Source organism: Mesorhizobium sp. WSM4821 (assembly GCF_055901555.1).
Window position 1 is genome coordinate 1913242 of sequence record NZ_CM148371.1, and the last position, 12023, is coordinate 1925264.

Below are 12023 nucleotides of genomic sequence, written 5' to 3' on the forward strand. Positions count from 1 at the left end.
GTACTGCGCGCAAATTGATGTTGGAGAGCATGGCATTGGCTTCGCGTTTTGGTCTTTCGGTCGCCCTCACCACGCCTTTTGATGCGTCCGGACAAATCGCCATCTCTCCGATGGTCGCGCAGGCCCAGGCTTGCCTGGGCACCGGCTGCAGCAGCGCAACGCTCTTCGGAACCACCGGGGAAGGCGCCTCCGTGGGCACGGGAGAGCGGCGGATCGTCACCGAAGCCATGCTGGCCGCCGGCATTCCGGCACATCAGCTCGTCGCCGGCGTGCTGGTCGATGCGGCAGAAGACGCCGCCGAACAGGCGCGACATGCCTTGCAGTGCGGCGTCCGCAATATCCTGCTGGCTCCGCCGAGCTACTTCAAAAATGTCGGCGAGGACGGGCTGTTCGGATGGTTTTCCGCTGTCTTCGCGGCACTCGGCCCGCTGGCTCGCGGCGTCCTCCTTTACAATATCCCCTCTGTCACCATGGTGCCGCTCCCGCTTGCCCTGATTGGCCGGCTGCGTGCCGCCTTTCCCGCGGTGGTCGCCGGTGTCAAGGATTCAGGTGGCGACTGGAGCTATAGCGAGGCGCTGCTAAGAGCCCATGGCGACCTGGTGATCCTGATAGGCGACGAGCGGCATTTGGCGAGAAGCGTGCGCCAGGGCGGGCAGGGCGCCATCTCCGGCATGGCCAATTTCGTCACCAGCGAAATCCGCGCCATGGCCGAGGACGGGCGCGACGATGCCCGCGTCGAGGGCTTCGTGCTCGAATTGCTCAAATATCCGGTCACTCCAGCGGTGAAGGTCATGGTGGCGCGCAAGACCGGCGACGAGTGCTGGCTGGCGGTCCGCCCACCGCTGGAGCCGATCGCTGCGCAGGGGCGACAACAGCTTGCCGCCGCCTATGACAGGCTGTTTGTGACAGAGCCGGCCTGACCGGCAAGGGAAGCGCGCTGAAATGGACGACAGCACCGGACCGGCAACCCTCAGGGAAAAAGCTTATGCCAGCTTCACGCGGCATTTGCTGGCCCGCGATCTGCGGCCGGGACAGTTCGTGTCGCAGCGTGAACTGGTAGCCTTTACCGGGCTGCCGCTAGGCGCCATCCGCGAGATCGTGCCGCGTCTCGAAGCCGAGGGGCTTTTGACGACGATCCCGCAGCGCGGCATGCAGATCGCCCATATCGACATCAGCCTGATTCGCGAGGCCTTCCAGTTTCGCCTGTTCATGGAGCGCGAAGCGGTGGCGCTGTTCACCGTCAATGCGTCCGACGCCGAACTCGCCCGCCTGCGGCGCGAACATGAGGATATGCTGGCTCAAGCATTGTTGCAGGCGCCGACGCCGGAAATGGAAGCCAAGGCCCAGAACATCGATTGGTCGATGCACGACACGTTCATCGATGCGCTGGGCAATGAAATCATCGCCAAGGCCTATCTGGTCAATTCTGTAAAGATCCGCTTGATCCATCAGGAACGTTTCCGCATCGACGGGCGTGTCGTGCCGGTGATGCACGAGCACCTGGCTGTGATCGAAGCGCTGGAAAGCCGCGACCCGCAAAAGGCGGTCGAGGCGATCAGCCGGCATATCGACAATGCGCGCCGGTTGGCGCTCCAGATCTGAGGACGTAGGGTTCGCGGCCACCGCGACGCAAAGCATAACGACAGTAAACCCAAGGGAGGAAGAAATGTCGTCCAATCCGTTCAAGCCAACAAGAAGGCAGGTTCTTGCAGGGACCACGGCGTTCGCCGCAGCGGGCCTGGCCGGCCTTCGCCCGAGTTTTTCCGCCGGCGTCGACTGGAAGCGCTTTGCCGGCACGACGCTCGACGTCAATCTGGTGAAAAGCCCGCGCAGCGACACCATCCTGAAATATATCGCCGAGTTCGAGGAATTGACCGGCATCAAGGTCAATGCCGAGGCGACGCCGGAACAACAGCAACGGCAGAAGACGGTGATCGAGTTGAGCTCCGGCAGGCCGAGCTTCGATGTCGTGCATCTGAGCTACCATGTGCAGAAGCGCCAGTTCGAAAAAGGTGGCTGGCTGGCCGACATATCAGGTTATCTCGCCGACCCGACGCTGACCGATCCTGGGCTGGTCGAAGGCGATTTCGCCGAGGCCGGCATGCTTTTCGCCAAGGACAGCCAGGGCGTGCTGCGCTCACTGCCTTTCTCGGTGGACTACTGGATCGTCTACTGGAACAAGGAGCTGTTCGAGGCCAAGGGCCTCAAATACCCTGAAACGTTCGAACAGTTGGTGGCCGCCGCAGAAGCGCTGACCGACCCATCGACCAACACTTTCGGCTTCGTCGCCCGCGGCCTCAAGAATGCCAACACCCCGGTGTGGACATCGTTGATGCTCGGTTACGACATGACGCCGCTCGACGACCAGGGAAAGCTGCGCACCGAAACGCCCGAAGCGATCGAGGCCGCCGCCCTCTATCAGAGGCTGATGACCAAGTCCGCCCCTCCGGGCGTCACCGGCTTCAATTGGGCTGAAGCGCAGTCCGCCTTCCTGCAAGGCAAGATCGGCATGTGGTTCGATGGCGTGGGTTTTGCCCCGCCGATGGAAAATCCCGAAAAGTCGCGCGTGGTCGGCAAGGTCGGCTATGGCGTCATGCCCAAGGGGCCCAAGGCGCACGCCTCCGGGACGTTTGGCGACGGGCTCGGCGTGACCGCCTCCAGCGAAAAGAAGGAAGCCGCCTATCTGTTCTGTCAGTGGGCGGTGTCCCCGGCCATGGGCGCGCGCCTGCTCCAGGCCGGCGCCGGCGTGCCTTTCCGCAAGTCGGTGCTGGAAGACCCCAAGGTGCGCGAAGGCGTCACCATGCCGGCAAGCTGGCTCGATGCCGTGGTTCAGTCCGGCGATATCAGCAGGCTGGCGTTGCCGGTGATCATTCCCGTCACAGAGTTCCGCGACGTCTATGGTGTGGCGCTGACCAACATGATTGCCGGTGCCGATCCTGCCGAAGAACTGAAGAAGGCCACCGCGCAATTCCAGCCGGTTCTCGACAGGAGCGAGCAAGGCTGATGTCCACCATCGCCCCCGAACGCGCCGGGGTGACGACAGATCGCACCGCGGTGACGATGCAGGCCATAGAGGAGAGCCAGACAATCCGGCTGGCTCCCAATTACTGGCCTTTCGTCGTTCCGGCGCTCGTCGTCGTTGGCGCCGTGATCGTCTTTCCCTGGGCTTTCACGCTCTGGATGAGCGTCAACCGCTGGACGCTCGGCCAGTCGCGGAGCTTCGCCGGGATGGAAAACTATCTCCGTCTGGCCAGCGACCCGCGGTTTTGGGAATCCCTTGTTCATACGTTGACCTACACCTCCCTGTCGGTGGCGGCGCCGATGCTCTTCGGCACTGTCGCCGCCCTGATCTTCGACGCCAGGTTTCCGCTGCGCGGCCTGCTGCGCGGCGTCTTCGTGATGCCGATGATGGCGACGCCCGTGGCCGTAGCGCTGGTCTGGACCATGATGTTCCATCCCCAGCTCGGCGTGCTCAACTACCTTCTGTCGCTGATCGGCATCCCGGCGCAGGAATGGATATTCAACCCCAAAACGGTCATCCCTTCGCTGGTTGCGGTCGAGACCTGGCAGTGGACGCCGCTGGTGATGCTGATCGTGCTGGGCGGGCTGGCCTCGGTACCGCGCGAGCCGTTCGAGAGCGCCGAGATCGACGGCGCCAATGCCTGGCAGCAATTCCGCTACCTCACCTTGCCGATGATCGCGCCGTTCCTGATGATCGCGTTGATCATCCGCACCATCGATGCGCTGAAGAGCTTCGACATCATCTATGCGATGACCCAGGGCGGGCCGGGCACGGCGTCCGAAACCATCAACATCTACCTCTACAACACCGCCTTCTCCTACTACGACATCGGCTACGGCTCGGCGATGGCCGTGGTGTTCTTCATCGTCATCGTGGCGCTGTCCTTCATCTTGCTGATGCTGCGCCAGCGCTCCCAGTGGATCGACGCGGAGGGCAAATAAATGAGCTCACGTCTGCTCAACCAGATCGGCCTGTTTTTCGCGGCCCTGGTCATCGTCTCGCCGGCGATCCTGTTCTTCCTCTGGATGATCTCGCTTTCGCTGAAATTCGAGATCGACAACGGCGCCTATCCGCCGATCCTGATCCCCGAGAATTTCGCCTGGTCGAACTATGTAAAGGTGTTCGAAGAGAACAACTTCCTGCTCTATCTCTGGAATTCGGTTCTGGTGACCGGCACGGCAACATTGTTGGCGCTGCTGATCGGCGTACCGGCCGGTTATGGCATAGCGCGGCTCAAGGCTGAAAGATCGGCGGTCGTCATCATGATCGCCCGCATGACGCCCGGGCTGTCCTATCTCATCCCGCTGTTTTTGCTGTTCCAATGGATCGGGATCCTCGGCACGCTCTGGCCGCAGATCATCATCCATCTGGTGGTGACGGTGCCAATCGTGGTCTGGGTGATGATCGGCTATTTCGAGACCACGCCGATGGAGCTGGAAGAGGCGGCCAACATCGACGGCGCCAGCTCCTGGCAGGTGTTCCGGCTGGTCGCCCTGCCCATAGCCAAGCCGGGCATCGTTGTGGCCTTCATCCTGTCCGTCATCTTTTCGTGGAACAATTTCGTCTTCGGCGTGGTGCTCGCCAGCCGCGAGACGCGCACGCTGCCGGTCGCCGTCTACAACATGCTTTCCTATGAGCAGGTGAGCTGGGGGCCGCTCGCCGCCGCGGCACTTGTGGTGACGCTGCCGGTGCTGGTCCTGACCATGTTCGCGCAAAAGCAGATCGTCGCCGGGCTGACCGCAGGCGCGGTCAAGGGCGGCTGAAGTCGCCTAGCTGGACATCACTCTTTTCTCCTGGAGAAATCCAATGGCATCGGTAACAATCAACAACGTGCAGAAGGCTTTCGGAGCCACCAAGATCATTCACGACGTCAGCGTCGATATTGCCGACGGCGAGTTCGTCATCCTGGTCGGCCCCTCGGGATGCGGAAAATCGACGCTGCTGCGCATGATTGCGGGGCTCGAAACGATCTCGGGCGGGAAGATCGCCATCGGCGAGCGTATGGTCAACAATCTGCGGGCGCGAGACCGGAACATCGCCATGGTGTTCCAAAACTACGCGCTCTATCCGCATATGACGGTGGCCGACAATATGGGCTTTGCGCTGAAGATCAAGAAAGCCGATCCAGCCGACACCGCGGGCCGCGTCAGGAATGCCGCTAACATCCTCGGCCTGGAAAAGCTGCTTGAGCGCTATCCGCGTCAGCTCTCCGGCGGCCAGCGCCAACGCGTCGCGATGGGCCGCGCCATCGTGCGCGACCCGCAGGTCTTCCTGTTCGACGAGCCGCTTTCCAATCTCGACGCCAAGCTGCGCGTCCAGATGCGCGGCGAGATCAAGGCGCTGCACCAGCGGCTGGGCACCACCACCATCTATGTCACTCATGACCAGATCGAGGCCATGACCATGGCCGACAAGATCGTCGTGCTGCATGACGGCCTGGTCGAGCAGATCGGCGCGCCGCTCGACCTCTACGACCATCCGGCCAATCTCTTCGTTGCCGGCTTCATCGGCTCGCCCGCGATGAACTTCATTGCCGGCCGCATCGAGGAGGGCGTGTTCCGCAGCGCCGGCGGGCTGATCCTGCCGCTGCCGGAGGATGCCCGCCCGGCTGACGCCGCTGGACGCGAACTTGTCTACGGCATTCGCCCCGAACATATCCGCGCGACTGCCCAGGGCATGCCAGGCACGGTCACGCTTCTGGAAGCCACGGGTTCGGAAATCTTCGCCAAGGTCGACTGCGCCGGCGAGGAAATCTCCTGCCTTTTCCGCGAGCGGCTTCCGCTCAGGCAGGGCGCGCAGGTACGGATCGAGGTCGATCGCGCCTGCGCCCACCTGTTCGACGCGAAAACCGGCCGGCGTATCTGATCGGTGCGGCGGCAACCGCGCAAGAGCGGCTGCAATATTCCTCACGCGCTACAATGACGTGGCCTGGAACGGTTCGTTAAAGCGCGATGCGCAGTTCAATTTGAACGCATCCCGCTCCAGGAGTTGACAACCCAGCCATCGCGCGCCAGTTCGACCCTTGCCGTTTAATACGACTGCCGGTTGATCGCCATGAACGATACGTCTCCTATGCGCGTGCCCTCCACCGAACTTGCCGCGTCGGCCATCTCCGCCCGTGGCCTGGTCAAGACGTTCGGCACGCTGCGTGCCGTCGATGGTGTCGATCTCGATGTGCCGCGCGGCATGATTTTCGCCATTCTGGGTCCGAACGGCGCCGGCAAGACAACGCTGATGCGGATGCTGGCGACGCTGTCGCGCCCCGACGCCGGCTCCGCGACAGTGATGGGCCACGATCTCATGCAGGCCCCGCATGAAGTCCGTGCGGCAATCGCGATGACCGGGCAGTTCGCTTCGCTCGACGAGGACCTGACGGGCCGCGAGAACCTCGTCCTGCTCGCCCGACTCTGGGGTTTTCGCGGTCGCGCCGCGAAAGCCCGCGCGGATGACCTGCTCGCGGCTTTCGGCTTGTCCGAAGCGGCGACGAAGCAGGTGAAGGACTATTCGGGCGGCATGCGAAGGAGGCTCGATATAGCTGCCTCGCTGATCGTTACTCCGGGCGTGCTGTTCCTCGACGAGCCGACCACAGGCCTCGATCCGAATGCCCGCAAGGATGTCTGGGCCATGATCCGCGGCCTGGCCGAGGCTGGCGTCACCATCCTGCTCACCACGCAATATCTCGAGGAGGCCGATCAACTCGCGGCGCGCATCGCCGTCATCGACCACGGCAGGAAAATCGCCGAGGGCACCAGCCGCGAATTGAAGGCGGCCACCGGCTCCGGCTTTCTCCATGTCGCGCTCGCCGACGTTGCGCGCTTGGACGAAGCGGCGACCATGCTGGAACGACGGCTGGAACATCCCGTCCAACGCAGCACCGAGGGCGCCGAACTCTCCGTCCTTGCCGGCACGGCGAGGGCCGCCAACGAGGCGCTGGCCGATCTGGTCGCCGGCGGCATCGAGCTGTCGGATTTCTCCATGGGGCAGCCCAGCCTCGAAGAGGTCTTCTTCGCGCTGACGGGCCAGCCGGGCCCGGGTGAAAGCCGAAAGGACGACAAGCCATGATCGACACGACATCCCTGCAGCGGTTGCAAAGGGTCGCCCGGCCCGGCACCCCATCAGCCCTGTCCAACGCGCTCGTCTTCGGGTGGCGCGCGGTGCTGAAATTCAAGCATGTGCCGGAGCAGCTCTTCGATCTGGTGATGACGCCGATCATGTTCACACTGCTCTTCACCTTCGTCTTCGGCGGCGCGCTAGCCGGCTCGCCTCGGGAATACCTGCAGTTCTTCCTACCTGGCATCCTGGTTCAGACCGTGGTGTTCAACGCGGTCTATTCGGGCATGGGATTGTCGACCGACCTCGGCAAGGGCTTGTTCGACCGCTTCCGGTCGCTGCCGATCTGGTCGCTCTCTCCGTTCGCCGGCCTGATGGTGGGTGACATCCTGCGCCATTTGATTGCCGCCTCGATCATCCTCACGATCGGGCTGATCCTGGGCTACCGGCCTGAAGCGGGCATCCTCGGCGTGCTTGCAGCCTTCGCCATGCTGATCGCCATCGGGTTCGGCATGGGCTGGGTATTCATCGTGCTCGGCCTGCTGATCCGCACGCCAACCACGGTGATGACGCTCGGCTTTACCTTCCTGTTTCCCCTCGTCTTTGCCTCCAACATCATGGTCGACCCCGGCACCATGCCGGACTGGCTACGAGCCTTCGTCGACGTCAATCCGGTGTCGCTGATGACGACGGCGCTGCGCGGTCTGATGGGTGACGGGGCGACGCTCGGTCAGATCGTCCTCGCGCTGATCGCGCCGGTGGCGCTGACCGCGATTCTGGCGCCGACGACGCTATGGCTGTATCTCAGAAGGTGAGCGGAGCCAGGACGGATCGAGATCCTTGCTGATCGCCCGAGCGTCCGCGGACCAGGGCCGAATAGCGTAGCGGCCGTCGATGCCGCGCTGGCCGGAAGTCGACGGCGGCTATGCGGAGTAAGCGTTGTTGCCGAACTCGGTGCTGATGCCGGCCACTGCCACATACCGCGCCCTTGATACACCAGAGGCATCCTCTACTTTCCTGCGTGGGCGTGTTGATCGTGAGTTTGCCTGGGGGCAGCGGCGGTTGCGCCGTTCGGACCGCATGCCGCGGAAAGACGGTTAGACCGACGTACTTATGGAGGTTGCCGTGCGTCAATCCCCTGGATCCAGCTGGGTACGTTTCGCATTCGCGTGTTCGATCGCGGTAGCTTGCGCAGGAGCTGCAGCCGGCGCCCAGGGCGGCGGAGGGCATGGCGCTGGCGGCCAGAACGGCGGAGGCCATGGCGCTGGCAGCGATAAGGGCGGAGGCCATGGCGCTGGCGGCCAGCGCGGCAAAGGCGGCGCGCACAAAGGAGCTGGCGACGACGGGACCAGCACTTCGGCCGCCACTGCCGTCAGTGTCGTCCCGTCCGTAGAGGCCGGACAGTCGCCGGGCCTCCCGCCCGCGCTCCAGCCTCCTGGGAACAGTCCGTCAACTGTCAGCCCAATCAAAGCGCTGCCGGGCGTCCCGGATGAGGTCGTTCGCGCCTGCCGCGATGCGATCGAGGTGGCCGCCGCCCCGTTTGGCGCGACCAGTGTGCGCGTCAGCAGCGCAGGTTTCTTACGTCAGGTGAGCCCAGATATGATCTCGGCTCCCATCAAGGTCAGCATCGACTATGGACGGCAAGGCAATGTGGAGACGCGGCAGGCGCCGATCAAATGCGAATTGAATGCGAAAGGCAGCGTGATCGGGCTGACATAGCAGATCGCGCAAACTCCTCCGACGAGAGCAGGAGGAATTCGAATGGGTGGTTCATCCCGGCCTAACGCGCGTCGCGTTTGAACGGATTCATGCGACGCGCTTAGGCTCCTGTTTTTATGCATATCGTTATCGCAAAACCGCTGCACACTTTTGCGCGACATGCATTAATGCCTTGTTTTGCCCGAAGTGACCGCGGCGCCGTGATCTCCTCTTGCCTTAGCTCTGTATTGCGAGAGGGTGCGAGGCAATGATCTCAAGGAACATGAGCGTTCGACAGGAGGATTGCGCAGCCGTTCACTCCAACGTCGCGTATCTTGGCCTGAGGGAATAGGGAAGCGGGATGGAACCTACTCGGGCAACCCGCGTCGGGTTGCGAACCTTGCTGCGTGCAGTCTTCTGGCTGGCAACCTTCATCCGGCCGGTAGCGGCTGCAGCGCGGCCAGAGCGCGGCTTCCGCGGCGTCTCAATCTGCGCGCTGCGACGCTCAGCCCTGAGCCTGTCATTGTCCGCGCGCGCGGCGGCCAACTCGCGGGCAAGAGAAACAGTGGCTTCACGTTGCTTGTCCAGAGCCTTCTCCAGGCTGGCGACCTCTATCAAAAGTGCTCGGGCGGCGTCGCGCTCGAGGCGAGCTTTGTTGAGGTCCTCATGGGCCGAGACTGCTGCAGCGCGTTCTCGTGCCAGAGCCTGCGCCGTCTCGGTTGCAGTCTGCTCGGCACGCTTTCTCGCTATGACTGCTCTGGCTTGTTCCCGTTCAGCCGTGTCGCGCTCGAGGCGAGCTTTTTTCAGCTCGTCACGAGCCGACGCTGCTGCAGCGCGTTCTCGCGCCTGCGCCCGCTCCGTCCCGGCTGTGGTCTGCTCCACGCGCTTTCTCGCTATGACTGCTCTGGCTTGTTCCCGTTCAGCCGCGTCCGCGCGCTCCACGAGCGCGGCATTGGCAAGTTTCATTTCGGCGAGATCGCGACGAAGGTCCTCTGACTTCCGGCGTTCGTCGTCGAGCATTCCGCCCGTTTGCGCCAGCGAAGCTTCGGCCTTGACCCGTTCCCGTTCAGCCGCGTCGCGCTCGAGGAGCGCTTTTCTCAGCTCGTCACGAGTCGACGCTGCCGCAGCGCGTTCCTGGGCCAGTGCCCACTCCGTCCCGGCTGTGGTCTGCTCCAGGCGTTCTCTCGCGGTCCGTTCCTGCTCGGCCGCGTCCGCGCGCTCCACCAGCGCGGCATTGGCCAGTTTCATTTCCGCGCGATCGCGACGAAGGTCCTCCGACTTTCGGCGCTCGTCATCGAGCATTCCGCTCGCTTGCGCCAGCGAAGCCTTGGCCTTGGCGCGATCCTTGGCGGCCTCTGCCTCAAGCTGCTCAATTTGTGCCCGCGCTCGCGATAGATCGCCTATCAGCCGGTCGGCTCGCTGACGTTGCAGATAAGCAGCGGGCATCTCCGCAAAGACATAGTTGGTGGCTTCGCGCAGCAGCGTGCGGGCATCTCCCGCAATGCGCCGCAACGCGTCAAGCGTGCGGGCTGCGTCGAGTTCGTTGCGCAATCGCTCCTCGCGTGACTTGTCGGCGGCTGCCATGCTGGTCCTCAGCGCATCGATCTGCTTGCGCGACTCGAGGAGCGCCCTCTGCAGAGCGGCGCTCCTCGCGCGCTCGTCTTCCGTCGCCCGGTGCTCCAGGCTGGCCAATTCCCTCTCACCAACTGCCTGAGCACCGGCTATCCCCAATTGCACCCGGGAAGCCGTGAGATCCGGGCTGAGCAATTCGACATTCGTGCGCCCGCCTTCCGTCGCCCGGTGCTCCAGGGCGGCCAATTCCCTCTCACCAACTGCCTGAGCACCGGCTGTCCCCAATTGCACCCGGGAAGCCGTGAGATCCGGGCTGAGCAATTCGACATTCGTGCGCCCGCTTCCGTGGGCTGGTCTGTCCAATGCAGCACTCGCCTGAAGCTCGAAGAGTCGCGAAAGGCCCCGATGAGCGTAGTCTTGAGCCTGCGAAATGGCAGGGGCGATTTCGACCCAGTTTTGTCTTGTCATCGCATAGCCAAGCGGCACGGCCAGACAGATTGCGGCGACGCCCAAGCGGGACACAAGGCCGATCGGCCTGCCAGCCGCCACCTGCCTATAAGCATAGTCAGCGATTTCTCTGATCGATGTCGCAAGCGGGCCGGGTTGCGGTATCTTCCTCGCGGAAGCGACAGCGTCGGTCTGCGCCGCCGGCGAGCTCTCGCAAGGTTCGGAGATTACGTCGAAATACTCGATTCGCACCCCGAACCGGAGGTAATTGGCATGCTGAGGCCGAACATCCGGATCTACCGTGTCTGAGGCCACGGCAACCTGAGAAGAAGACGCTGGCTCGGTAGCAAGGTCGACCGGGCTTTCCCAATCCCAAGAAGACTCCTCGGGGAGACCGGATATGCATTCGCTCAGGTCGGCATCTGGTTTCGTGCGACGCCGTTGCACGGCGATAAGGATACGCCGGAGCACAAGACAGACGCCAACCGAGGCAACTGCTGCTATCCCGCCCAGGACGGCGGGATCTGCGTTGTTCGCGTAAATTTCGGCAAAGTGATTTGGCATTGCCGTGCCTGTGCGCTCTTGCGTGTATTCTCAAGCTCGTGAAGCTGTGTCCGGTCCCTCACCTTGGTGCTGGCTAAAGCCTTTGGTCGCTCTCGAAGCTGTCATTTTCTTCGAGGTCCCTCCAGTGCCCGAATTGTCGTTGCATGGCGGAGCGCCGGTCGCGCGCTTCCGGTGCAGATGGCGTTTGTTTGAAACGAACTTGAAGATGCCGTGGCCGCCAATTGTCGGCCGCCGAGGCGCACGCGTGTGAAAAGCCGACTCGCATCTCTGCATCTCGACGTTCCGAGAGTTCTCCCACGGTGCGTATCGTTCCGCATTTCCGGCTTTGGACGGTCCATCCTGATCTAAGCTAGGTCACAGGCCGTCACGGTCAACCGTCACTCACATTAAAGTCGATCGGCAGCACTTCGGCCATGCAAAACGGCCATTGCAGCGCCCGCTCCTGGCGGCGAATCTGGGTCGGTGCATGCACCGGCAAGGGCCGCGATTTATCTTGTCCGTCAGGACGTGGCAGGTCTTCCCGGGTATTGGCGGCCGCTCGATGACCGGGATGGAGCTTCGTCTCATCGTTGCGGGCTTGGTCCGGCGGTTCGGCAGAGCCTGCCGTGGCAAACAGCGATCCGGCGATACGCTTTTCGTCACCCATGGCAGGGGAACCTTGCTGGTCGAG

Annotated in this window: 12 protein-coding genes; 10 read left to right on the forward strand and 2 right to left on the reverse strand. The window is 63.1% G+C overall.

From position 1 onward, the window contains the following. Nucleotides 1-35 precede the first annotated feature (35 nt). The 10 genes from AC0NID_RS09175 to AC0NID_RS09220 all read left to right on the forward strand — a co-directional run bounded on the left by AC0NID_RS09175 (nucleotide 36) and on the right by AC0NID_RS09220 (nucleotide 8791). Nucleotides 36-920: a dihydrodipicolinate synthase family protein gene (locus tag AC0NID_RS09175; protein ID WP_473456213.1), complete on the forward strand. Its 885-nt coding sequence runs from the start codon at nucleotides 36-38 to the stop codon at nucleotides 918-920. Nucleotides 921-942: 22 nt separating this feature from the next. Further along, nucleotides 943-1602, forward strand: coding sequence for a GntR family transcriptional regulator (locus tag AC0NID_RS09180; protein WP_473456194.1), 660 nt, complete (start codon nucleotides 943-945; stop codon nucleotides 1600-1602). Nucleotides 1603-1666: 64 nt separating this feature from the next. Beyond that, entirely contained in the window at nucleotides 1667-3004 is a 1338-nt protein-coding gene (locus tag AC0NID_RS09185) for an ABC transporter substrate-binding protein (RefSeq protein ID WP_473456195.1), read from the forward strand. A gap of 56 nt (nucleotides 3005-3060) precedes the next feature. Next, nucleotides 3061-3963 (forward strand): carbohydrate ABC transporter permease, encoded by a 903-nt coding sequence (locus tag AC0NID_RS09190; protein ID WP_473456214.1) that lies wholly within the window; start codon nucleotides 3061-3063, stop codon nucleotides 3961-3963. After that, nucleotides 3964-4785, forward strand: coding sequence for a carbohydrate ABC transporter permease (locus tag AC0NID_RS09195; RefSeq protein WP_473456196.1), 822 nt, complete (start codon nucleotides 3964-3966; stop codon nucleotides 4783-4785). Nucleotides 4786-4828: 43 nt separating this feature from the next. Then, nucleotides 4829-5887: an ABC transporter ATP-binding protein gene (locus tag AC0NID_RS09200; protein ID WP_473456198.1), complete on the forward strand. Its 1059-nt coding sequence runs from the start codon at nucleotides 4829-4831 to the stop codon at nucleotides 5885-5887. Nucleotides 5888-6076: 189 nt separating this feature from the next. Beyond that, nucleotides 6077-7084 (forward strand): ATP-binding cassette domain-containing protein, encoded by a 1008-nt coding sequence (locus tag AC0NID_RS09205; protein WP_473456199.1) that lies wholly within the window; start codon nucleotides 6077-6079, stop codon nucleotides 7082-7084. Next, a complete protein-coding gene (locus tag AC0NID_RS09210) occupies nucleotides 7081-7887 on the forward strand; it encodes an ABC transporter permease (protein ID WP_473456200.1) in 807 nt (268 codons plus the stop codon). Before AC0NID_RS09205 ends, AC0NID_RS09210 begins: the two co-directional genes overlap by 4 nt. 413 nt (nucleotides 7888-8300) lie before the next feature. Beyond that, nucleotides 8301-8465 carry a hypothetical protein gene (locus AC0NID_RS09215; protein ID WP_473456201.1) on the forward strand — a complete coding sequence of 55 codons (165 nt, stop codon included), beginning with the start codon at nucleotides 8301-8303 and terminating at the stop codon, nucleotides 8463-8465. A gap of 131 nt (nucleotides 8466-8596) precedes the next feature. Then, nucleotides 8597-8791, forward strand: a complete 195-nt coding sequence (locus tag AC0NID_RS09220) for a hypothetical protein (RefSeq protein ID WP_473456202.1) — start codon at nucleotides 8597-8599, stop codon at nucleotides 8789-8791. Nucleotides 8792-9085: 294 nt separating this feature from the next. On the opposite strand, the gene AC0NID_RS09225 is transcribed toward AC0NID_RS09220, so the two are convergent. Continuing rightward, nucleotides 9086-10855, reverse strand: coding sequence for a hypothetical protein (locus AC0NID_RS09225; protein ID WP_473456203.1), 1770 nt, complete (start codon nucleotides 10853-10855; stop codon nucleotides 9086-9088). 868 nt (nucleotides 10856-11723) lie between these two features. Next, nucleotides 11724-11999: a hypothetical protein gene (locus AC0NID_RS09230; RefSeq protein ID WP_473456204.1), complete on the reverse strand. Its 276-nt coding sequence runs from the start codon at nucleotides 11997-11999 to the stop codon at nucleotides 11724-11726. Between the last annotated feature and the right edge of the window lie 24 nt (nucleotides 12000-12023).

Excerpts from the sequence above, each read along its gene's own strand:
- AC0NID_RS09180 (WP_473456194.1), top strand. The coding sequence starts at position 943 with ATGGACGACAGCACCGGACCGGCAACCCTCAGGGAAAAAGCTTATGCC.
- AC0NID_RS09185 (WP_473456195.1), top strand. The coding sequence starts at position 1,667 with ATGTCGTCCAATCCGTTCAAGCCAACAAGAAGGCAGGTTCTTGCAGGG.
- AC0NID_RS09190 (WP_473456214.1), top strand. The coding sequence starts at position 3,061 with ATGCAGGCCATAGAGGAGAGCCAGACAATCCGGCTGGCTCCCAATTAC.
- AC0NID_RS09195 (WP_473456196.1), top strand. The coding sequence starts at position 3,964 with ATGAGCTCACGTCTGCTCAACCAGATCGGCCTGTTTTTCGCGGCCCTG.
- AC0NID_RS09200 (WP_473456198.1), top strand. The coding sequence starts at position 4,829 with ATGGCATCGGTAACAATCAACAACGTGCAGAAGGCTTTCGGAGCCACC.
- AC0NID_RS09205 (WP_473456199.1), top strand. The coding sequence starts at position 6,077 with ATGAACGATACGTCTCCTATGCGCGTGCCCTCCACCGAACTTGCCGCG.
- AC0NID_RS09210 (WP_473456200.1), top strand. The coding sequence starts at position 7,081 with ATGATCGACACGACATCCCTGCAGCGGTTGCAAAGGGTCGCCCGGCCC.
- AC0NID_RS09215 (WP_473456201.1), top strand. The coding sequence starts at position 8,301 with ATGGCGCTGGCGGCCAGAACGGCGGAGGCCATGGCGCTGGCAGCGATA.
- AC0NID_RS09230 (WP_473456204.1), bottom strand. The coding sequence starts at position 11,999 with ATGGGTGACGAAAAGCGTATCGCCGGATCGCTGTTTGCCACGGCAGGC.